Raw genomic sequence first — 24139 nt, 5'->3', positions numbered from 1 at the left:
CCGGTGCGGCGGGCGGGTTCGGGGCATGGGCGGAAAGCAGCGCGCTTTACCGGGCGCAGCCTGATCAGGGCGCAATTCTTACCTGGAAGGTGACGGAACCTTCGGTTCCCGGCTGATAGAGGCCGGCGCAATCCCACCGCAGTTCACCCGCATAGCCAGAGCCGCCGGAGCCCGATGTCGCGCTGGTGCAGGTGACGCCGTTGCCCAGGTTCACCGGGCTCGGGATCGCCGCAGCCAGCACCGTGTAGGGCGGCGTTCTGTCGTGGATGACGATGTCGGACGCCGGCAGGGTGCCCGTATTCCTCAGATAGATCCGATACTCCAGAACATCACCGGCCGAGGCGCCGTTGCTTACACCTTCCGGCGTTCCCTGCGACAGGTTGCGCACGGTTTTGGAGAGCGTCAGCGCCCCTTGGGCCGATTCCACCGTCAGCCGGTCGGTATTGCTGTCCACCTCGCTCAGGCCGGACGCCCCATAGGCCGTGTTGGCCACCAGATCGAAGCTGTAGGATGCGCCCGGGCCCACGGCCGAAGAGGCCGACACGCGTGCGATCAGACATATGAGCGTCTCCGCCTGTATCGCGACCGGGCTGGTTGCCGGGGTGTCGGCGGTGCCATCACAACCGGTGTCGACAAACAGTGCGGTGGAAAACGCCCCCGGCGTTGCGCCGGACTGGGCGCTGATATCGAAGCTGACCGTGCCCGGCGCGTCTGCCATGTATTCATGCCGCAAAGAGACGACTTGCCCGGGCAGGATCGCGCTTTGCTGGCTCTGGTTCAGCCGCGCCTCGGTGATCACACCCACGTTGAGATCAGCGTAAGAGGTGCCCGGCGCGGGGGTGAAGGTAAAGGCGCCGTCTCGCGCGTCTGCATTCACCAGCGCGGGCAGGGTGGCTGCGGTTTCCGATGCCGTGCGCAGCCCTTCTGCGGGCAGCACCGAAACGGTGACCGCATCGGCGTAGCCATCCGGCAGGGTCAGGCTCCAGCTGCCATCGGCGGCGAGCGCGGGTGTGTCGAGCAGCCCGCCGGCACCGTCGAGGATCTGCACCACGGCTTTGTCCGTGCCGGTTTCCGCCCCGGAGTGAAGGCCGTCATAGGCCGTGGCGCCCGCCCCGTTGTCGAAGAAAACCACGCCCGAGAGCGTTGCCCCGGTGCCGGTGTAGGCAACGGTGGCGCTGGCCTCGTCATCATCGGCCAGCCCGTCGGACAGATCGTCCACCAGCGGGCCGGTTGCCGGGTCGCTGTCGGGATCGGTCAGCGAACTGGCGACGATTTCCGCTGTGTTGGTGTGCTCGCCGCTGTCGCGCATGGTGACGCGGATGGTCAGCGCATGGCTGCTGCCCGCCGGCACGTCGCCGAGCGCCCAGATGCCCGTTCCGGGGTCGTAGCTGTCGCCCTGCGTGGCGGCATCGTCCGCGACATAGGCAAAGCCGTCGGGCAGCAGATCCCGAACCCGCACATCGCTGGCGCTGCCCGGCCCGTCATTGGTGACGGTCAGAACGACGTCCAGCGCCTCTCCGTTGGTTGCCTGGGGGGCGGGCTGGCCATCCGCCGCGCGGATGACGCTTTTGCTCAGCGACAGATCGGCGGAAGCGACGGCGGTGACAAAGCCGAAGTCCTGATCGGCCGTGTCGGCGCCGGTGGTGACGGGCACGCCGGTCAGCGGATTGGCCGTTGACAGGGTCAGGCCCGCGGGGATTTCGGGGTCTGTCTCGTCCACCTCGATCCGGTAGGTCCGTGTCGCGTTGACGGTGGCGAAACCATAGCTGCCATCGGCGGCGGTTTCGGTCGTCTGTGCCAGCGTATCGTCGCCGGGATCGGAGGGCGTGCCGTTGTCGTCATACAGCGTGACGGTGATGCCGGCGGGCAGGCCCGCCTCTGCGCCGTCGCGCGTGCCCGAGCCGTTCGTATCCTGATAGAGCGTGCCCGAGATCGACCCTTCCTGGAACACGGTCGACACAAACGGCCCCGGCGCGCGGCAGGATGCGCCGTCATTGCCCTGATAGGTCACGTTGTCGATGGTGCCCTGCACTTCGATGAACTCATAGCTTGCGGGGCGGTTGCCCTCGGAGCCGACCTCGATACCGAAGACCTGCCGCGACTGGTTGTCGAACGTGTACATGAAACCGCTGGAATCGAACCACACAGAATCGAAATCAATCGCGAATTTGCCCGCAGGCAGCGGAACATTGGCGACAAGCGCAACCGTCGTCGCGCCCGGCGTGCCGTTCCTTGGATCGAGGGCATGCAGATTGCGCGACGAGTCGAAGAAATACATCAGCCCGTCGCGCGGGTTATAGGCCATGTCACGCCCATAGGCCGCGCCTGCGCCCGCGCTCAGCACCCCCAGCGCCACCGGGTTGGCGGGGTCGCTGATGTCAAGCAACTGATAGCGGCTGAAATCCGTGCCGGACATGTAGACCAGAATGCCGTTGGGCAGGATGTCGGTGCTGGTGTCGGGGGATTCGAGGCTGAGCCCCGACAGATCCGCAACCTCCCGCACCGCGCCCGAGGCGTCGATCCGCATGAGCGAGCGCGGGCTCTGGCGAATGCCGTAGATATAACCGTCCAGCTCGTTATAGCCCCAGCCGGTCACGAGGTAGTTGCCGGTGTAGTCGGGCGGCAGGGCGGTGTGGTTCAACGTATAGCTGCCGGCGTTTTCGCTGATCGACAGCGCGTTCAGCGACGGAAGGTTCTGCGTGGTTTCCGTGGCGATCATGTAGAAGGTGGAGGAACAGGTCAGCGGCCCGTTCGGGTTCGACAAGGTCACGACATAATCCTCGACCTCGCCATCCAGGTTCAGCCCGTCGAACGGGTCGGCGGTGACCGCGCTGCTGGTCGACCAGCGCAGCCGGGCATAGGTGGTGCCGTTGCCGATATCCGCCGGCACGGGGATATTCAGGTTGATCTGGTTGTTGAAGGTGCCGTCGGTATCGCCGGTGCCGCCATCGCGGTAGTCGGTGGCGATCTGCTCGGCGGCGTCGAACAGGCCGTTCTGGTTGAAGTCGATCCAGAGTTGCAGATTGGTGATGCCCGACAGCACCGGCAGCCCAAGGTCAAGCTGCAGGCTCAGCGTTTCGTGGGTTTGCACGGACAGCGGCACGGTGGTGCCCGCCACCAGGGTCGGGAACGCCGCGACGCCGTCTTCGTCATCGATGCCGGCCAGGTCGTCGGCATCGGCGGCCGCGCTGTTCTGGGGGGTCGTTTCGGTGTCTGGCAGGCCGCCGCCAAGATAGATCTCGGGCACGACCACATGGCGCGGGTCGCCATAGCTGGCCGGGGCATCGCCACGGTCCACCAGATCGGCGGCGGCGATGATCAGCGAATAGTCCTCGACCTCGCCATCGACGGCGAAGCCCGCGAAGCCAAGCCCGGCCTCGCCCCCGTAGCGGAAGCGCGCGAAGGTGGTCGAGGTGGTGGCGTCGGTCGGCACGCTCACGTCGATCTGGATCACTCCGTCGCCGGGGATATTGTCGTGAACGGTGCCGTCATCACGCAGGTCGCTGGCGATCCGCTCGCCCAGGGCGTCTTCGAACAGCCCGTCACCGTTGAAATCTATCCATCCCTGCAAATAGCCTGCGCCCGTTACCGTCACGTCGAGCGTGCTGATCGTTCCCTGTGTCAGCACGGGGAAGGTGATGGCGTCTTCGTCGTCGGTGTCGAACAGGTCATCCGCGGTGGCCGTGCCGTCCGACTGCGCCACGAGTTCGGTATCGGGGGCGACGGCACCCAGATAGACAGTCGGCGCGGCAGGCACATCGTGGATCGCCGCAACATAGCTGACCGGGGCATCGCCGTAGTCGACCCCGTTGCCCTCGAACACGGCGATCGTGGCGGTCGCGGTGTCGCAATCGGCGGGGTCGACCGCATCGCACAGCCGGTAGTCGATCGTGTAAACCCCCGACGCAACGCCGGCCGGGACGACAACCCGCCCGGCATCAAGGCCGCTGGTAACGAGCGTGGGCACCGGATCGCCCGCATTCGCCGGCACGGCCTCTGTGACAACCTCCAGCGTTACGCCCGGGAAGGCGGCGGGCAGCCCGCCGACCGTGTCGTTGGCCAGAACCTCGCCCGCCGTTCCGCCGACCAGCGCGTTCACCGGGCTTGCGGTATAGTCGTCGTCAACCGCCACGACATTGGTGCTGGCGGGGAGTGTTCCGGAAACCACCACGGTCGCGGTCGCGGTGTCGGTATTGGCGGGAACGCCGCCGGCCGGCCGGTCGGTCAGGCTGTATTCGACGGAATATGTGCCTGGGGTGGTGCCCTGGGCAACCACGATCTCGCCGGTATCTGTGTTCAGGCTGATCGAGCCGGCGGCGGGCGCGGGGGCGGAGACGACCGCCAGATCGACGTTGCCGACAAGCGGTGCGGTGTCGACGCCGCCGCCGTTCAGGATGTCGCCGGCCAGCACGCTGCCGGTCGTCCCGCCGGAGGATGTGTCGATCGGGGCCGCCGAGAAATCATCGTCGGCGGCCTCGATGCAGGATTTCAGGCGCGCCTGAATCCCCAGCGCGACAGTCGGGCCCACGCCGATGCCGACCTGGCGCATGGTGAGCTGCGTGACCGTTTCGGACGCGCCCGAGATCACGCCGGGCGGGTTATAGGCCAGGTCGATCATGCCGTAGGCCTGATCCTGCCCGCCGAGATTGACGTCGCCGGGCACGACGTTGGGGTCATGTACCCAGAAGCGGCCATCCAGCGGCAATCCGTCGGCCCCTGTCCCCGTCAGCGTGGTCACGGCGATGCCCTCGCTGTCGGAGCCGAAGGTCTGGAAATATCCCTGATTGTCGAGCGGTGCGACGGTGCCGAACAGATTGCTGACCGAACCGTTCCCCGACAGCGCCATGTTGAAATCGCCGATGATCCCCGAGCTGAGAGGCTCGAGCGCGTTGCGCCCCGCATTGCCGATGAAGACGTTGAGATCGTGGATGACCGGGGCGTTGAAACTCACCGAATAGGTGCCGCGGCCTTCCGACAGTTCCGAAATCCGGATGATCGAGGTCTCGGTCCCCGGAACGAACTGCGGGCCGGAAATCGTGATGTCGGTATTGGCCGAGCCCCATTGCAGGCTGGCTGACTGATCCGTGTTCAGGCCGCCGATCGTGCCGGGCGTGACCCAGTTCACGAAACCCGGCGAAACGGAGCAGGTTTCGGCCAAAGCCGCCGACCCTGTGGAGAGCCCGGCCACCGCGGCCAGAAATGTGAACGACGCCCGGCGCGTGGAAAAACGATTGCGCCGGATAAACGGATTCATGTTCATACCCAAAACCCTGAACTTTCAGTTTGGCCCGCAGCGGTCCGGGGGAGCGGCTCAACAGAAGGCAAGCGCCGTGAGTGGTGGCCAAACGGGCCCCCTGTTGCCCAGGAGCGCCACTATCTGATCTGCGTTCTTTCGCGCGCCGTTTCGTGGCGCTTGCCTTCTGACATCCCGCTTTCGGGCCGGAATGTGGATCTACTATAGACCAGCCTGCCGCGGGCGGCGCGGGGGCGGTGGTATATTCGGGCTATGCGAAGGGATAGTGCATGGCTTTGCCACGGGTGGCCGGGCGGAGGCGTTTCCACCTCATGCAACGCATGAACACTTTGCTTTAGAATATTGTGTTATTGAAGAATTCTCTGGCGCCATGCGGATTGCGTGTGGTGCCATGCGGCCGGCAGCAGTTCCACGAGCGCGCGCGCCTTTTGCGCGTTACCGTCCTTGCAGGCCGTTTCGATATCTTCGAGCAGGCCGTGCAGACGATCCGCCCCGAACATCCCGCACATGCCCGCCATGGCATGGGAACGTATTTGCAGATCCCGCACCGCCTGGGCGCCAACCAGGGCGGGAAGATCCTGATCCACACGCTGCACCAGGGTCGTGAGACGCTCGGAAAGCTTGTCTCGCCCCAGCACCTCGAGCAGCTCCGAAACCTGGGTTTCGTCGAGAACCGGCCGGTCAAACGCGTGTTCCGGGGCCGCGGCGCCCCATTCCCCGGTGACGGCCGCCCCGTTCGCCGATGCCAGGTCGCTCAGCGCGGTATCGAGCGCTTTCATGTCCAGCGGTTTGAGCAGCAAACCCGACATGCCGACCGCCTTGAACTCTTCGCGCTCATTGGGCAGGGCATGGGCCGTGACCGCCAGAACCGGGGTCTTTCTGTTCGGCCCTGTGCCCGACAGGATCGCCCGGGTTGCCTGAATGCCGTTCATCCCGGGCATGGAGATATCCATAAGAATTACGTCGAACCTGGTGTTTTCGGCCAGCGCCACGGCCTCCCGGCCACCGGTGGCAAGCGTGACCTGATGCCCCAGCCGCTTCAACATTGCCTGAAGCAGATCCCGGTTGATCTCATTGTCATCCACGACAAGCAGTTGCAGGGGGGCACGCCGCGCCTGCGCGACTACCGGCAAGGGCGGGGCGGGAAGGGCCGGCGCCACGGCCGGGGTGGCGGGCAACCGGACAGTGAAACGGGCGCCCGCGCCGGGGGCCGACGCGCAATGGATTTCGCCGCCGAGGCGCCTGACCAGCCGGCGGACGATCCCGAGCCCCAGGCCGGTTCCGCCCGTGCGCCGCTCGTAACGGCTGTCCAGCGAAACAAAATCCTCGAAAATCCTTTCGATGTCTTCAGGCGGGATGCCGGGGCCATCGTCGACGACCTCGAGATGCAGCGCCATCCCGCCGCTGTCGTCTTCGGATGTCTTGTAGAAGGCGCGCAGCGTGACATCTCCGTCGGGGCTGAACTTGATCGCGATGCTGAGAAGATTCACCAGAATCTGCTGTATCGCGCGCGGGTCAGTCATGATCGGCCGGTCGTTCAGGCCCCTCTGATCAAGATGCAGCCGCGTTCCCGAGGTCTTGGCGAGGGGATCGATCGTGCCGATCAGGCCGGATGTCAGCGCGGTGAGGTCACAGGGCTGCAGTTGCTGATCGTCCGTATCCGCCTCGCTTCGCTCGATCGCGAGTACGTCGTTGATATGGCCGAGCAGGATGTCGCCGGAGGTGATGGCCGCGTCGAGGTATTTCTGCTGCTCATCATCGAGGCGGCCGTCTTTCAGAAGCTGCAGGGCGGAGAGCACGCCGTTCAGCGGGGTGCGCATCTCATGGCTCATCATGGCGAAAAACCGGGATTTCTCGGAGTAGGCGGCAAGCGCCTCGTCCCGGGCGCGGGTGATTTCCGCCTCTTTCTGCCGCTTGTCGGTTATGTCGCGGATATAGCTGACGAATATCGGCCCGTCGGCCGAACGCGCAAGCGAGACCGACAACTCGACCGGAAAGACGCGGCCGCGGCAATCGATCATCTCGAGTTCCCGCCGCCCGGCTTCGGCAAAGAAAGTCTGACCGGTAGAGCGAAAGGCCGCGAGATTGCGGCGTTGCTGCTCGCGCAGGTGGGGGGGGATGAGAAGCTCGATGAAGTTCTGGCCCAGAGCGGCCGCGCGGGAGAGGCCGAATATCTCTTCGGCCGAGCCGTTGAAATCCCTGATCAGCCCCTCGTCATCGATAACCACGACCGCATCCAGAGAGGCGCGCAGCGTGGTGGCCAATCTCAGGTGGTTTTCCTCGGCCTGGCGGGAGGTCCGGTTCAGCGCGGTGGCCTGGCGTGAAAGACGTATGATCGCGCCGACAAGGGCGATGGTGACGACCAGCACGACCAGGACGAGTATCTCGATCAGCCGGACGATCTTTTGCCGTTCGGTCTGCGCGGCTTCGGCGGCGATGGCAATGGAGGCAAGGGCAATGTCCCTCGGAACCTCTTCGACCTGGCGCAGAGCGCGCTGCAGCCTGTCCAACCCGTCGAAGAGCGGCGCATCGCCTGTATCGATCAGCGCGGTCTGCGTGTCGAGCATGCGGCGCAGCCGAAGGATCTCGGGTGCCACGTTTCCAGTGTTCTGGAGGCTCTCGGCGATTTCCACCCGGCTGAAGAAGATGTCGAACCGCTTGCGAAGGTTCTCCAGATCCTCGGGCGCGCCGGATCGTGCCTGATCAAGGGCGCGGTCCAGCTTCAGGTATTCGATCTCGAGCTGCGAGAAGACCCATTCGGTATGATCCTTCTGCGCACTGTCGAGCGCCCGGATCCTGTTCCAGACATTGAAGGCGAGATAGCCCGAGAAAATCATCCCGGCGAACAGCGCCAGAACCAGCAGGTATCTGACCCATGTGCCGCGCGGAACCGGATTTGTCTTGTCGCCCATCAATGCTCCCAAGCCGTGACTTTATTCGATTGTAAGCCGGTCCAGCTGCCAGATCGACCGGCTGTAGATGGTTTCCGTCTGAAACTTCAGATCGCTGTCATAGGGGTACACAATCCAGAGCGGGCCCTTGCCCCTGCGCGACATGGGGGCGTCATTCGCGGCATAGGCGATGATGGGCCCGTCGGCTGTTGCGTCCGTCATCGGGATGGTCACGGAATAGTCGTTGATCGCCGTCGCGTGAATCACGCCTTCCGTTACATCGAGTGACTCCAGCAGGGCCTTCAGCGAAACGCCGCGGAAGGTTTGCGCGCCTTCCGTCCAGATTGTCGTCGTCTGGAAGGACGACGCGGGCAGGGCCTGCAAATCCTCCAGGTTGAACGCGTGGCGCGTGTCGCCCACCGTCACCAGGAGCACAACGGGGCCCTGCGCGCTTGCCGCCGCGACGAATGCGATGCTGCAAACCCATGCCAAAACCGCTCGGAAAAACCTTTGCCAACTCATTTCGGAGCCCCTTCTTTCAAAGATATGAGGCGACTTTAGGGCCCTTGGCGGGAAGTCGTGAGTGATCAGAAGATCATTTCCCCTATACGAAGGTATAGTTCGCGGAGAATTTGGTACAGGAAAGCCGGGAGCGTGCGATCTACACTGTTCTTTGCGAAAAAGCCGCTCTATCAGTAAGATCACTCCAACCGGGTGGCGGCGCTGGAGGATAACGAAGAATGACTTTGCAGATACTGATCGCCGATGATCACGATATGGTCCGTGAGACCATAGCGATGTTCCTGGATGCCGATGGCGCGACCAATACGGTGGCGGCAAGCGATTTGAGCGAGGCGCTCGAGAAGATCAGGGCCGAGGGGCCCTTCGATCTGGTTTTGCTGGATTACACCATGCCGGGGATGAAAGGGCTGGACGGGTTGCAGATCGCGCTAGAGGCGAACGGCGGCAAACCTGTCGGCCTGATCTCGGGCACCGCGACCCGGCTCATCGCCGAGCGGGCGCTGGAAATGGGCGCGATCGGGTTCCTGCCCAAGACCCTGCCGGCGAAATCACTGGTCAACGCCGTGCGCTTCATGGCGGCCGGCGAAACCTATGCGCCGGTGAACTTCATGTCGGGCAAGGACAGCCCCGAGGAAACCGATTTCGAAAAAGCACTTTCGGATCGTGAGAAACAGGTTCTAAGGGGCTTGATGAGCGCGAAATCCAACAAGGAGATCGCACGAGACCTCGATCTTCAGGAAGTGACGATCAAGCTGCACGTCAAGTCGCTTTGCCGAAAGCTCGATGCGAAGAACCGGACGGACGCGGCGATGATCGCGCGCGACGCCGGCTTCGTCTAGATCAGCCACAAGTTCCGCAACTATCCTTTTCGGCCAAGGGGGCGTTCGCATCACGAGCGCCCCCTTTGGCATGGGGCCGGACAGGCCCGCCCCGCCAGCCGCCGGCGTTCGTGTGCCCCCGCCCGGCGGCCTCGGCACCCGTCCGAATGCGCCATAGCGCCTTCCGGTGCGGTAGCCGCGACTATCCTTAAGGTTAGAGAACTGCCTGCACGCTCAAGCACTTAGACCTAAGTGCAAATGCATCCCTGCGTCTTTCCCGAAATCATGTGCGTAGGACGGCTCCGCTCGTGAGCCCGTTCACCGCAACCGCCGGCGCTCGCTCCGGCCTTTATGGGAAGATGTAGATGTTTGTTCAAATCCCCAGAACCTCCCGGGCCGTGCTGGCCGGGGTGGCGCTGTCTCTGGTCGGGCTGCCAGCCTTCGCAGAAGCCCTTTCCAGCACCTTCTCCTTTCTTGTCGTCGAAACCGGTGACGACGGGCAGGAACAACTTGTCGAGCGCGGCACGGTCCGGCCCGGCGAAGTCATCCACTATCAGCTGCACCACGAGAACATGACCGAAGCCGCCATGGGCGGCATCGTCATCGCGGCCCCCGTGCCCGAGGGTGTCTCGTTGCAGATCGGCGGCGAAACCACTTCGGTGGCCGCCGTTTTCGAAGTGCAGGCCGAGCTCGACCCCGAACAGGACGGGCTTGAATGGTCGACCCTGCCGGCGATGCGCAAGGTTGCCGACGCGGATGGCTCCCTGCGCGAAGAGCCGCTGCCCCAAGAGGCCGTGGCCGCTGTCCGGTGGGTCTTTTCCGAACTGCTCGAGCCGGGCGCAAGCGCCCTCAACACCTATCGCGTCCGCGTCGACTGATCCGGCCCGCCGGGTCCGTTCTCCTAACCCAAAATCCTGGAACAGAGGAAATTAAACAGTGACTTATCAATCCCTTTTCATGCGCTCTGCCAGCGCCGTGGCGCTCAGTGCCGCTGTCGGGGCCGCAGCCTTCGCAGCCGCGCCCGAGGCGGGCTCTGTCATCGGCAACCAGGCCGTGGCGACCTATACGAACTCGGCCGGCGACACGATCACCGTGACCTCGAACACGGTCGAGACGATCGTGCAGCAGGTGGCCGGTGTCACGCTGACATCCGACAACACCGAGACGATCGCGCCGGGCGGCAAGGCGTTCCTGCCGCATATCATCACCAACGAAGGCAACGGCCCCGACAACTTCCTGCTGACCGCCGTCGAGGATGACAGCGGCACGCTCGATACCTCGCAGCTGGTCTTCTACCCCGACGCCAACATGGACGGCGTGGCCGACAGCGCGACGCCGCTGACCGAAACGCCCACCCTGGCGCCGGGCGAGCAGTTCGGCGTGGTGATCGAAGCCTCCGTGCCCTCGACCGCGACCGGATCGGACACGATCACCGTCACGGCGGTGTCGGCTCTGAATGGTGCCGAAACAAGCGTCAACACGGATACGCTGACGATCTCGAACGATGCCATCGTGGAGCTGGTCAAGTCGATGGTGGCCGATGCAGCGTCGGGCGGCAATCCCAACATCATCGATGCCGGCGATACCGTGACCATCACCCTGACCTATTCAAGCACGGGCCTGACCGCCGCGAACAACTACGTGGTGCAGGATATTCTCGAGGGCAACCTGACCTATGTGCCGGGATCGGCGAGCTGGTCGGATGCCGCCGGTGCTCTGGATGATAACAATGCCTCCACCTCGGTCGATGCCACGAACGGCGCGGGCGAGACCCTGGCGTGGGATTACGACGATGCGCAGACGGTCAACTTCTCGCTGTCCTCGGTCGGGTCGGGTCGGTCGGGCAGCGTGACCTTCCAGGCGGTCGTGGCCAGCACCGCCAATGCCGGCGTGATCACCAATACCGCCAGCCAGCAAGTCAACGGCGTGGCCTTCCCGCCGTCGAACACCGCTTCGATCGTGGTCGACAACCAGTATGCGGTTGCCGTGGCGGATACGGCCATCAACGCCGATGGCTCGGCGAACACCGCCATCGCCTCGGCAACCGATGACGATGCAGCCAGCAACGACGTCGTGACCGAAGCGGGCGATGTCTATCAGGGCGGCGTGATCAAGCAGGAATTCGTGCTCACGAACCTGTCCAACCAGGCCGACAGCCTGTCGCTTCAGGTCGCCAATGTGGACTTCCCCGCCGGCACCACCTTCCGCTTCGTCGGGGCCGATGGCGTGACGCCCGTTGTCGGGTCGGTCGGGCCGCTGGCCATCGGCGAAAGCGCCAAGGTGACCCTGATCGCGACGCTTCCGACCGATCTGGCGCCGACGGCGAGCACCAACTACACCGCCACCGTCACCACGACCTCGGATGGTTCGGGTGTCTCTGATGTCTCGACCGCCGAGTTCACCGGCGCCGTTCTCGCGGCTTCGGTCGATCTGGAGAATGCGGTGACAGGCGCCGAAGGTGATGGCGCGGCACCGACGAATGCCGGCGCGCCCTGGGTGACCAGCGCCACCGATCCCGGCCAGCCGGTGACCTTCGACATGGTCGTCCAGAACGAAGGCCCCGTGTCCGACAGCTATAACCTGTCGCTGGCGCAGCCGCTGCCCGAAGGCTGGACGGTCGAGTTCCGCCTCGCCGATGGTTCGGTGGTCAGCAACACCGGCACCATTCCGGCCGGTGGCAGCCAGGCCTTCCAGGTGATCGTGACGCCGACCGACGATGCCCTTTCGGGTGATACGCTGGTCGATATCGCGCTTGTCTCGTCGGTTTCGGGGCAGGGCGACCGGATCGTGAACCAGGTGACGGTCAACGAGATCTTTGACGTGCAGATCATCGACGACCAGAGCGCACAGGCAGCCCCCGGCGGGATCGTCGATCTGCTGCATACGATCACCAACAACGGCAACGTGGCCGTTACCGAAGGCTCGATCGCGGAAAGTGGTCTCACCAACTTCTCGGGCGCCATCTTCTGGGATCAGAACGGCAACGGCGTGCTTGATGCCTCGGAGCCGGTGATCGACAACTTCAACGATCTGACCGACGGGGTTTCGGCCGGTGTGAACGGTCTGGCCCCCGGTGAAAGCATCTCGGTGATCTACCGTGTGCAATCGCCCTCGACGGCAACCACGGGCGTTTCGGAGATCGGCACGCTCAGCCTGGGAACCGCGCTCAACAGCGGCGCCGCGACCGATGGCAACACCGCCGACAACGCGGTGGAAGACCGGATCGTCATCATCTCGGGCGATATGGCGCTGAGCAAGTATCAGTATGTCGATCCGAACTGTGACGGCTCGGTGGGCACCTTCACCAAGACCCGTCAGGACGTCGCGCCCGGTCAGTGCATCCGCTATCTGGTCGAGGCCGAGAATACCGGCGCGGCCACGGCCACGAACGTGACCATCTCGGACGCGGCACCGGCCTACACATCGATCACCAACTGTGGTGGCGCATGCGGCGAAGCCCTCTTCCCGGCAGGCAGCACCGCCACGATCACCTCGACCAACGTGTCGAGCGATCATGGCTCGGTTCTGCCCGGCGGGTTCGCCCGGCTCGAGTTCACCGTGAAGGTGAGCGAGTAAGCGACCCCCTGGCGCCCCCGGCCTGTCCCCCTTCCGGGGGCGCCTCATTCCCCGAAGTTCATTTTTTTTGCAAGGAGCAAGCTGATGCGCAGTTTTCTTCAGACAATCGGCGCACGCGCCACGATATCGGTTCGGGCTGCCGCACTGATGCTTGCTCTTCTCCCCCAAACCGCGGCAGCAGACCCCGCGCCCGCCGGCGCCCTGATCCGCAACATCGCCCAGACGAGCTATTTCAACACCGCTCTGGGGATCGTCGAAACGGTGCTTTCCAACGCGGTCGAGGCAAGGGTGGCGGCCGTCGCCGATATCGAGGTCATCGGATATTCCGATCTGCTCCTGACCCGCGGCGCGATGGCACAATATTACTTCGAGGTGCTGAACACCGGCAACGTGCCGCTCGAGGCGGCGCTGGCCGTCGAAGACAGGGCCGGCGCCGGGCTGATCGGGGAGGCCCGGCTGGTGCCGGATCTCAATGGCAATGGCCGCATTGATGAGGGCGAGGCGGCGTTCGATCTCTCCACCCCCTTTTCCCTGCTGGCGGGCGAACGTGTTCAGCTCATCTACGAATTCCGCGTCTCCTTCAACGCAGCGCCGGGCGCCACGCTGGGGTCGACCCTGACGGTCACGGCGACAACCGCCGAGGGCGCCACAGCGGATGCGGACCTCGCAGGCGAGGCGCTCGGGGTGACGAAGATTGTCAGCGGCGCGCTGGAGCTTGAAAAGGAGCAGTCGATCCGGGAAACCGATACTGCGGCGCTTCTTACCTACACGCTGCGCCTGCGCAACAATTCCGAACTTGACGTGCCGGGCTATTCCGCCATCGGCGACGCGCCGATCCGCATCGACGGCGAGGTGCGTTCCGGCGTGCTGGTGCGCGACGCGATCCCGCTGAACACGACATTCGTCAGCATCGCCGACCCGGGCGGCCTGCTGCCGCTCTTTCACCGCAGCGGCGACGCCCCGCAGGACTACCGGACCGCCCAGCCAGGCGTGGCCGGGGAAATCGACGCCGTCGCGTTTTTCATGGAGGGGGATTACCCCGTCGGGCATGCGAGCGATCCCGCGTTTTCGGTGCGCCTGCCTGCCGCTCTGGGCGATGTCAGCATCGCAAACACCGCCGCGACCTTTCTGGAAGGCGAGGACTCCGGCATCGTTCTGGCTTCGAACACGACTGTCTACAGCCGGGAGAATTCCGGTTCGGGCGAGCTTCGGTTCGAAAGCCCCGAAACGGGCGCCGCGCAGCCCCACGCCAGCCCGGGGAGCGATACGCGCCTGCGGCTGACCGCCGGCGGCTGCAACCTGTCTGCGGGCGTCGACAGTGCCGTGATCACGGTTCGCAGCGTGCTGACCGGGGATGTCGAAACGCTCACGGCAACCGAGATCGCCCCGAATGCGGGGGTATTCCTGACCGCGGCGCTCCCGCTTGCGCGGATGGAGCTTGCCCTGGCCGGCGACAATGTCATGGCGACCGAGCATGGCGATAGGCTGGTCGCGGCCACGCAATGCGCCGGTGCCGCCCTCGAGGATGATCTGCTGATCAATCCGGGGAATTTTCTCTTCAACTCGGTGACAAACGCGCCCATCGACGGGATTGCCATCGCCCTGGTCGATGCGGCCACCGGCGCGGAACTGGCCCGCAGCATGACGGACCCGCGCGGGTTCTTCGCCTTCGGCGACATGCCCGCCGGCCGCTATCGCTATGCGGTGGTCGATGCGCCGGCCTGGGAATTCCCGTCGGTCCGGCTGGATTTTCCCGGGCAGGGCCGCCGGATGACAGAGGCCGGCTATGGCGCCGCCTTCGATCACGGGGGGGGCCTGCTTTTCGTATCCGACATCCCCGTCGATCCGCATTACGGCGCGCCGTTGTCGCTGCGGAAAGCGGCCGAACGTGAACGCGTTTCCAATGGCGAATACGTGATTTATACGCTGAGCTTCACCAACAACATGCATCAGGCCCTGATCGGTGCCGAATTGCTAGACCGGCCGCCCCACGGCGTCACGCTCGTTCCGGGCTCGGCCGTGCTGAACGGTCAGCCTCTGGCCGATCCCGCCACCGATCAAAGCGGCGATCTGGTCTATGCGCTCGGCACGCTGGGGCCGCTTTCCAGCCATGAGCTGAGCTATGTCATGCATTTCACCGCCGCCGCCCGTGAAGGCCGCAACGAGAACACCGCCGTGCTTTCGGGCCGGCAGGCGGGCACGGGCACGCCGCGCCAGTCGCCCGTCGCGCGGGCCATGGTCCGGCTCGACAATTCCGGGGGCGTTTTCGCGCGCCAGGGCACCGTCGTCGGGTCGGTGTTCATGGATTGCAATGGTGACGGTATTCGCGGCGGCGCATCCGAACCCGGTATCCCGGGGGTGCGGATCGTCACCCAGGAGGGGCTTTCGGTCGTCACCGATATCGACGGTAAATATTTGCTCTACGGCCTGCGCCCCGTTACCCATGCGTTCCTCGTGCAGAGCGAGACGCTGCCCCGAGGCACCGAGGTCGGCGTGACCCGGACCAACGATCTGCGGCGGGGCGGCTCCCGGCTGATCCCGCTCAGGAAAGGGGAGATGCGGGCCGAGCATTTCGCCGTGGCCGCGTGCACGCCAGAGGCCCTGGAAGAGGTTGAACAGCGCCGTGCGCATTTCGAAGAGAAGCGGCAGCCGGCGTCGCTGAACGCGGCGGATCTTCCGATCGAGGGGCAGCGCGCGCCCGTGCGTTCAGCCCGCAGCGAGGCCGGTATCGCGACGACGACGCAGATCACCCCCGGCATGCTGTCGGGTGGCGACGCAGAGGCGGGGCAGGCCCGCAATGTGGCCGAGAAGGCCGAGGCGTCGGCACGCCGCCAGCCGCTCGACGCGCTGATCCGGGCGCTGGACGCCGCGCCCGGCTTCATCGATTTCGCGGACGGGCAAACCGTTGCACGGCGCACGCAGAACATCCGCGTCAAGGGCAAGGCCGACCTGTCGCTGTCTCTGATGCTCAACGGTCGCGCGCTGGGCTCCGACAGGGTGGGGGAAAGAACCAGCTGGGCAAGCAACAATGTTCAGGCGCTCGAATATATCGCGGTCAAGCTCGATCCGGGTGAAAACCGGCTGACCCTGATCGGAAGCGACGGTTTCGGGATCGAGCGTGCGCGCAACGAGATCCGCCTGATCGCGCCCGGAAAACCCGCGAGGTTCGAGATCATCATGCCCCGGACGGCCCCGGCGAACCCGGCCTCTGTCGTGCCTGTCGTGGTGCGTGTACTCGATGCGCGCGGGCTGCCCGTTCCGGCCTCGGGCACGGTAACGCTCAATGCGCGGCGCGCGCTGTGGGACGTGACCGACATCCGCACCGGCACGCCCGGCGTGCAGGCCTATCTCGACAATGGCGAGGCAACGTTCGGGCTGATCCCGCCGCAGGTTTCGGGGCCCGATCGTATCTCCGTAACGGGAGCGTTCGGCAGTGCCGAAGCGGCCATCACCTTCACGCCGGATCTTCAGGAGCGTATCCTCGTCGGGGTCATCGAAGGCGCGGTTTCGCTGGGTGGCGGCGGCGGCGCCGTGCTGGAGCCGGACCGTTTCAGCTCTTTCGAGGAGACCACGACGGGGGTTCGCGGAGAGCTTTATCTCAAAGGTGTGGTCCGCGGCGACGCCCTGCTGACGCTGCGCTACAGTTCCGACCGCGACACCGAAGACCGGCTGTTCCGCGACATCCGCGGCGACGAATATTACCCGGTCTACGGCGACAATTCCGAGCGCGGCCATGACGCGCAATCGTCGGAGAACCTCTATGTGAAGGTCGAAAAGGGGCGCTCCTACATCCTTTACGGGGATATCGCGATCGAACCCGAGGCCAGCGCGCTGAAGCTCGGCGGCCTGCGCCGTGTGGCCACCGGGGCCCGTGCGCACTGGGAGGACGACAAGGTTTCCGTCACGGTGTTCGGCGCGCGCACCGCGCAGGAGCAGATGGTGAAGGAGATGCCGGGCCGTGGAGTCTCGGGGCCCTATGATCTGGACCTGGGCGGGTATGTTCAGGGGTCCGAGCGGGTGGAGATCCTGGTACGTGACGAAGAGGGCGGCGATGTGCTTTCGGCAACGCCCCTGCGCCGTGGCACGGATTACCTGCTCGATTTCTTCCGCAACACGATCACCTTCGACAGCCCCGTGCGCCAGCTCGATGCGGATGGCAACCCGGTGTCGATCCGTGTCACCTATGAGGTAGAGGCCGAGGGCGCCGAACGCTATTGGCTCTATGGCGGCGAGGTGAACTATGCCCTGAGCGACCGGACGACCATCGGCGCGCGGGCCGTTCACGCCGACGCGGCCACCGGCAATCCCGCCCGCGAGCGGCTGCAATCGGGCTATATCCGCCATGAAGACGCGGCCGGAGGGATCTGGGAGGCGGAAATCGCGCGGTCGGAAGATGCGCAGGGAGACGCGGATGCCGCGGCCCGGTTGTCTTACGAATACCAGTCGGACGTCGTGCGCTTCAGCGCCGAGGCGATCCATACCGGGCGCGATTTCCTGTCGCACGGCGGGCTGGCGCGGCCGGGGACGGATCAGGTTCGGCTGAGCTATGGCCACGAACTCGGCCGCGACAGCGACGTTCTGGTGGGGGCCGAATTCGTTCGTGACCGGATCAATGACGTCGAAAGGCTGACGGTGGATACGCTCTACTCCCGGCAATTCACCAACCAATTCCGCGGGGATATCGGGCTGGAGTACCGCCGCGACCGTCAGGCAGATGGCACGGAGGCGGAAACGGCGCTGGTTCTGGGCGGCCACTGGACGCCGCGCGATCGGCCCGGCACCGTCATCGAGGCGCAGCTGCGCCATCCCGTGAGCGGGCGCGAGCATCTCACAGAGCTGACCCTGGGCATGCACCGCGAGCCGAAGGCGGGCTGGCGCACCTATAACGAGGTTGAGCTGAGCTTCGGCGACGAGACGGCCATGACGCGCTCGAAACTCGGGTTTTCCTATGAGTTGAACGAATGGCTGAGCGGCCGGACCGAACTGAGCCGCGACGCGGCCGAGACGGACAGCACGCTCAATCAGGCGGTTTCGGCCGGTTGGGAGATGAACGAGACCACCGCGCTCAGCCTCGACATCGAACACGTGCGCCGCATGGAGGCCGATGAACACGAGCTGACGAGCGTCGCGCTTGGCGTGAAGTGGGCCTCGGCCGACGGAAACCGGGTGGGCGATGCGGATTTCGACACGACCTTCGAGGAAAGCGGCAGAACCCACTATGCAAGCCTAGGTCTTGCCGGAAGGATCACGCCCGATCTCACGTTGCTCGGGCGCAGCCGGGTGGCCGTGGATCGACGCAACGGTGATGTCCACCGCCGGATCAGAACGCGCGCCGGCATCGCCTACCGCCCGGTGAGCGACCCGCGCCTTGAGGTTCTGGCATGGTATGAGCACCGTCTCGAGCAGAAGTACAACAAGTCGAAGACCCATCTGTGGTCTGTCGATGCGTCCTATGAGGTGGATCAGGACCTGCGCCTGAACGGAAAATACGCGGGCCAGTATCAGGACATCCGCGTTTCGGGGGGCGCTTCCGCCAGTTCGACCACCCAGTTGCTTCAGGCCGGGCTGAACTACGAGTTCGGGGAAGACCGGTTCCAGATCGGCGTGAACGTGGCGCATCTTTGGGACAGCGCCGAAAACGCGACAAGCGGCCTAGGCGCCGAATTCGGCGTCGCGCCCGCAAAAGGAACACTGATCGCCATTGGCTACAACAAGGCCGCCGGGCGGGTGGCCGGCCAAAGCGCGCTTTATCAGGAGGGGTTCTATTTGCGCCTCAATCTGCTGCTCGACAATTCCCTGTGGGATCAGCTCGACGGGTTCCTGGGCAACTGACCAACGGGTCATTTGCCGGGAAGAGCCACGCCGCATGCGCATCTGCGGCGTGGCTCGTTTATCAGCCGTTCGATCGCGGGCGCGAACGATGCCGGCCCCGGCACAAGGCGTTCTTCAGGGCGGGGCAGCTATGCTTTAGCGGCCGCGATTACCCGCTTGAGCGCATGAATTCTCGCGGGCCAACCGGCAAACTCTGCTCATTGTCGCATTTACGAATGGAGTGTCCCATGAAGGCGAGAGGAGCCACCGCCGCCCTTTGCCTGTCCGCAATATTTGCCGCGCAGCAGGCGCCGGCCGAGACGTTTTCACTTGCGGGCCATGGCAGGATGCAGGGGGGCGATATTTCATTCGCCCTTCTGCCGGACGCGCCGCAAAACCGGATTCATCTGGATCAGTCGATGCGAAAGCGGGCAGGGGCCGTGCGGATGCGTGACATCCCGCTTGGCACCGGTTCCGGCCCGGCCGCGTATCTCAAGCACCTGATCGGCTGGACCGAAGCGGGCCGGAAGGGATATGACGCGGTTCAGCTCGGCGCCAGAAAGCCACCGGGAAAGCCGCCGACCCACATGACGATCGGCGAGATATATCAATGGATCCGCGAAACGCCGGGGCAGCCGCATGCGATCGGCCGCTATCAGTTCATACCGCCCACCCTGAAACGCCTGGTGCGCGAGGCCGGGCTGACTCCGGGCACGGTGTTCTCAAGCCAGGTTCAGGATCTTCTGGCCGATATCCTTCTCGAAGATGCAGGCTATGGCGCGTTCTTGGCGGGACGGATCGGCAGGCATCGGTTCATGGAGAACCTGGCAGGCATCTGGGCCGGTTTTCCAACGTCGACGGGCCGCTCTTACTATCACGGTCATGCCGGCAACCGGGCCGTGATCACCTGGCATGAGTTCGACGCCCACATGAGAAAGATATTCCCGAGCGAAAGGGGATAGCCTGTCAGCGGGGTGACGCAGAAAGGTGATGTGGCGGCCGTGGCCGCCATTTTCGTTTGTTCGAGCTGCGCGGGCCTTCCTTCGGGGCGGGCATATATACCGAAGCATAGGGCGATTAGCCGAGCGAAAGGGCGAAAAAAACCTCACGGCCTGCAACACTGATGGCAGTTGAAACAGGAGGTTGAAAGATGGTTGTTCAGTTCAGAAGCTTGCATGGCAAAAATCATGAGGCCATGCGCGTTCCCCGTGAGCAGATCGTGTGCGTCAAGACCGGCGATTACAGCAGTGCCCAAGGCGTTCTTGTCTGGGAACATAGCGGGCTGGCTTGTGTCCAGGTCTTTTCGCGGCAGGTCATCGGCGAGCGCATCTGACGATGTCTCAAAAACGCGGAGCAAGCGTGCTGCCATAATTCTCGCTTGTTCCAGATCCTGCCGCCCTGTCGGATGAGGTCGGCGCGCGTGTCTTGTCCAGGACGGAGCTGCCGCCGGATCCTGTAGTCGAATAGCGGTTCCACGCGTCGCGCTTGTCGCCGCTGGTGGGGTCGTATTTGCGTTGAAACAGGTGGGTGTTCTGTGTCTTGAGCCGGGAATGCTCTCAGAATTCTGGATAATGCTTTGTTATGAATAAAACTTATTGCTTGGAAAATAATTCCTGAGTATTTTATTCAGAAAGCTTGCAGGATTGCGGAGGCCCCGCTAAAAACCTTCCTCAACCAGCCAGCATTTGCCAGCGAAACCAACCCCTCAGAAAAAGAGGTTTCGCATGGCCCTGCGGTCCAAGGCGCTCGTTGCCTCGCTTGTCGGTCTGTATGTCGCGCAAAGCGTGCCGCTTTACATGGTGGCTGCGGCCCTGCCGCCGATCCTGCGCGCGCGTGGGGTCGATCTGGCGGTGATCGGGGCGTTCGGCGTGTTGCTGGCGCCATGGGTCTTCAAGTTTCTCTGGGCGCCGCTGATCGACCGGCTGTCGCGCAGGCCGGCCATCGGGCGCAAGCGCATCGTGCTGGCCGCGCAGACCGTCACGATCCTGTGCATCGCCGCGCTGGCGCTGCTCGATCCGGCCGCCGACGCCGTGCGTTTCTTTCCGATCCTGATGTTGATGTCGTTCAGCAGTGCCACACAGGACGTGGCCGCCGATGGATACGCGGTAGAGCATTTGCCGCCGGAGCAGCAGCACATCGGCAATGCCATTCAAGGCGGCGCTGTGGCTGCGGGCGTGTTGCTGGGCGGATCGGGGACCTTGCTGCTGCATGATGCGATCGGATGGAGCGGGGCCCTGGCGGTGGTGGCGGCACTCACGCTGCTTATCCTGCTGCCCTTCGTGCTTTTGCCGGAATCCCATGCCCGCCGCGAGGTGCCGGTATCGGCGCGGCCGGCATCGTTGCGCCGTTTCTTCACGCGGCCCGGGGCGTGGGCGATCTTTGCCTTCGCGATCCTGTTCCGCCTGCCCGAGGGCCTGATCAAATCGCTTGAACAGTCGTTCCTTGTCGATGCGGGCCTGTCGCTGTCTCAGATCGGGCTGATCTCGGGGGCGTCGGCGGCGCTGGTCGGGCTGGCGGGATCGGCGGCGGGGGCGTTCGTGATCGCGCGCTATGGCTTGCGCGCCTTCTTTCTGGGGCTGGTGATCGCGCGCACGCTTATCTTTGCGGGGTACGGGCTGGCCGATGCGGGCGATCCGGGGCTCTGGCCGCTGGTCGTGCTTTCGGCCGCGAACACCTTCACCCGGTATATCGAGATCGTCGGCCTGTTCACCGCTTTCATGCGCTTTTCGTCGCTGGCGCAGGCGGGCACCGATTTCACGCTGCTGTCGGGTGTGAACCTGCTGATGTACATGGTCGGTTCGATGACGGCGGGGCTGTTGGCTTCGTCCTTCGGATACGGTCCGGTTTTCTGGGCCGCGACGCTGTTGTCTGGTGTCGTTGGCACCTTGGCCCTGCGGCTGCTGCGCGGTGCCGCCCTTCACCCCCCTGAAAAGCAAGCAACCCGTTCTTCCGCGCCCTGCGCGGATGTCAACTGATGGAGTCTGGATTGAGAAACCTTCGAACGACCGTTTGCCGCATGGTCCTGATGTCTGCGGCCGGCGCGCCGGGCCTGGCTCTGGCGCAAAGCGATGAACCCTTCCAGCTGGACGAGATCGTGATCTCTTCCACCCGGAGCAACAGCGCGCAAAGCGCGATTCCGGGGGCGGTGCAGGTCATCTCGGGCGACGCGCTGGAAACCGCGCGCGCGGGGGGCAAGACGCTGGAGCAGATGCTGTCGGCGCTGATCCCCGGTTTCGCCCCCTCGAACGGCACGATTTCGGGGGCCAGCCAGACGTTGCGTGGCCGCAGCGCGCAGATCCTGATCGACGGCGTGTCCCGCACCAGCGAGCTGCGCGGTTTTTCGCGGGAACTGGCGCTGATCGATCCGGCATCGGTCGAACGAGTCGAAGTCATCAAGGGCTCGTCCGCGCGGTTCGGCAATGGCGCGACGGGCGGGATCATCAACATCATCACCAAGAAACCCGCCGATGCCGATGCCGCCAGCGTATCGGTGCGCCTGTCGGCCCAGGAGGACGATCTCGGGGACAGCCTGGGTTATGAGGTGTCGGTGACCAGCGACAAGCGGGTGAACGATCTTGGCCTGCATCTGGAACTGACCGGCAAAACAATGGGCGATCGTTTCGACGGCAACGGCGATCTGCTGGCGGGCGATCCGCTGGTGGGGCAGGGCGGCTCGAGCGACTATGATCAGTACGCGCTGGGGTTCGCCGCCGATTATGCCGTCGGCCCGCATGAGTTCGATCTGCGGTTCGACGTCTCGCGCTTCACCCAGGACAGCGACTATTTCACCGACTATCTGACAAGGCCCGTCAGTGTCGATGAGGACAACCCCTATACCGGCGCCGATGTTAAGGACGAGTCCGAGGCGCTGACACTGACCTACCGCAACGATACGCTGAGCTTCGGCGAGATGGAGCTGACGGCCTATGCCACCAGCACCAAGCGCCGCGCGGCCTTTGTGGAGCCGGGCATCGCCAACAGCCAGTATTACGTCGATACCGGCAGCGCCGCCGTCATCGTCTATCCGCCCGGCGTGCCCGGCTATGCCCAGGACGCGGATGCGCAGACCGAGCTGAACACCGACACATACGGCGTCAACCTCACCTTCCGCTCGGGGCTGGATCAGTTGGCCGCCGGGGCAAAGCTGACCTGGGGCTTCGATTTCGGGCGCGACGAGGTCGAGCAGGCCCTGCTCGACGGCGCCGATGTGATCGCGCCGATGACGCAGGACAGCATGGCCGCCTTCGCCCAGCTTGAGGTTCCGGTGGGCAACCGCTTCGATCTGTCGATGGGGATGCGCGCCGAACGGTTCGAACTGGATGTCGACGATTTCATCCGCCCCGCCGCGTCGGATCTGGGGCGCAGCCTTCAGGCCATTCAGCTTGGCTATCCCGCCGATGTGGCGGCGGCCTATGCCCTGCTTCCGGCAGCGGACGTGACCGGCGGCGAAGAGGATTACTCGGCCACCGTGTTCAACATTGGCGGCGTCTATCACGCCACCCCGGCGGTTGATCTGTATGCGGGGTTCAGCCAGGGCTTTTCGTTGCCCGACGTGGGGGCCTTCACCCGCCGCGCGGGGCTTGACGGCTCCACCAGCGTGTCCTTCGCGGATATCAAGCCCAAGGCACAGATTGTCGATACCTATGAAATCGGCACGCGCTATCGCAACGGTGCGCTGCGGGTCGACGCCTCGGCCTTCCTGTCCACATCCGATGACGGCACGACCTTCGATTCCGTGACCAACTCGGTGTCGCAGCAGAAAGAGCGGGTCTGGGGCGGTGAGGTGACGGTGGATTACACCAACGCCGCCGGGCTGAACTATGGCCTGATCGCCAGCTACACCGAAGGCAAGTATGACAGCGACGACGACGGCGATATCGACGATTACCTGCCGAACAACCGCATCGTGTCGCCCTTCACCGCAACGCTCTATACCGGCTATGGTTTCGGCTCCGGCCTAGAGCTGGGGGGCGAGGTGATCTATGCCAGCGCCCGCGATGTCGAAGACTACCCCGAGGTCGAGGAAAACATCCGCGTGAACCTGCGCGGCGCCTATCCGGTCGGGCGTGGCAGCATGAGCTTCGGTGTCGAGAACCTGTTCAACCGCGACCAGTACAACAGCACCGCCAGCGTGGTGCGCACCAACCCGCTGACGGGAGAGGCGATCCTGGTGGCCGACGAGGGCCGCCGCTTCTGGATCGGGTATGACGTCAGCTTCTGACACCGTCGCGGCGGGGCGTGGCCCTGCCGTGTCTTTTCCGGGAGAA

Annotated in this window: 11 protein-coding genes; 8 read left to right on the top strand and 3 right to left on the bottom strand. The window is 64.6% G+C overall.

Features of this window, described 5'->3' with window-relative positions:
- Positions 1-64: 64 nt before the first annotated feature.
- The 3 genes from GGR17_RS00525 to GGR17_RS00515 all read right to left on the bottom strand — a co-directional run bounded on the left by GGR17_RS00525 (position 65) and on the right by GGR17_RS00515 (position 8580).
- Positions 65-5254 carry a GEVED domain-containing protein gene (locus GGR17_RS00525; RefSeq protein WP_162231815.1) on the bottom strand — a complete coding sequence of 1730 codons (5190 nt, stop codon included), beginning with the start codon at positions 5252-5254 and terminating at the stop codon, positions 65-67.
- Between the two features lie 347 nt (positions 5255-5601).
- Positions 5602-8166: a hybrid sensor histidine kinase/response regulator gene (locus GGR17_RS00520; protein ID WP_054538523.1), complete on the bottom strand. Its 2565-nt coding sequence runs from the start codon at positions 8164-8166 to the stop codon at positions 5602-5604.
- Positions 8167-8187: 21 nt separating this feature from the next.
- Entirely contained in the window at positions 8188-8580 is a 393-nt protein-coding gene (locus GGR17_RS00515; protein ID WP_328705639.1) for a molybdopterin-dependent oxidoreductase, read from the bottom strand.
- Positions 8581-8885: 305 nt separating this feature from the next.
- Between GGR17_RS00515 and GGR17_RS00510 the strand changes: the two genes are divergently transcribed.
- The 8 genes from GGR17_RS00510 to GGR17_RS00475 all read left to right on the top strand — a co-directional run bounded on the left by GGR17_RS00510 (position 8886) and on the right by GGR17_RS00475 (position 24093).
- Complete coding sequence (locus tag GGR17_RS00510) at positions 8886-9506, top strand: response regulator transcription factor (protein WP_054538525.1); 621 nt, start codon at positions 8886-8888, stop codon at positions 9504-9506.
- A gap of 344 nt (positions 9507-9850) precedes the next feature.
- The gene (locus GGR17_RS00505; RefSeq protein ID WP_054538526.1) at positions 9851-10363 is read left to right on the top strand and encodes a hypothetical protein; all 513 of its coding nucleotides are present in this window, start codon (positions 9851-9853) and stop codon (positions 10361-10363) included.
- Positions 10364-10421: 58 nt separating this feature from the next.
- Entirely contained in the window at positions 10422-13061 is a 2640-nt protein-coding gene (locus GGR17_RS00500) for an NEW3 domain-containing protein (RefSeq protein ID WP_054538527.1), read from the top strand.
- Between the two features lie 84 nt (positions 13062-13145).
- Positions 13146-18893 (top strand): DUF11 domain-containing protein, encoded by a 5748-nt coding sequence (locus GGR17_RS00495; RefSeq protein ID WP_054538528.1) that lies wholly within the window; start codon positions 13146-13148, stop codon positions 18891-18893.
- A 227-nt stretch (positions 18894-19120) separates the two neighbouring features.
- The gene (locus GGR17_RS00490; protein ID WP_082386557.1) at positions 19121-19834 is read left to right on the top strand and encodes a lysozyme family protein; all 714 of its coding nucleotides are present in this window, start codon (positions 19121-19123) and stop codon (positions 19832-19834) included.
- Positions 19835-20022: 188 nt separating this feature from the next.
- Positions 20023-20205 (top strand): hypothetical protein, encoded by a 183-nt coding sequence (locus tag GGR17_RS00485; RefSeq protein ID WP_054538530.1) that lies wholly within the window; start codon positions 20023-20025, stop codon positions 20203-20205.
- Positions 20206-20596: 391 nt separating this feature from the next.
- A complete protein-coding gene (locus tag GGR17_RS00480; protein WP_054538531.1) occupies positions 20597-21847 on the top strand; it encodes an MFS transporter in 1251 nt (416 codons plus the stop codon).
- Positions 21848-21888: 41 nt separating this feature from the next.
- A complete protein-coding gene (locus GGR17_RS00475) occupies positions 21889-24093 on the top strand; it encodes a TonB-dependent receptor (protein ID WP_054538532.1) in 2205 nt (734 codons plus the stop codon).
- Positions 24094-24139: the final 46 nt, after the last annotated feature.

Origin of the sequence: Actibacterium naphthalenivorans (assembly GCF_014196965.1) — a bacterium.
GTDB classification, from domain to species: domain Bacteria; phylum Pseudomonadota; class Alphaproteobacteria; order Rhodobacterales; family Rhodobacteraceae; genus Actibacterium_A; species Actibacterium_A naphthalenivorans.
The sequence above is the reverse complement of the archived record's forward strand: the minus strand, read 5'-3'. Positions and strand labels throughout refer to the sequence as shown.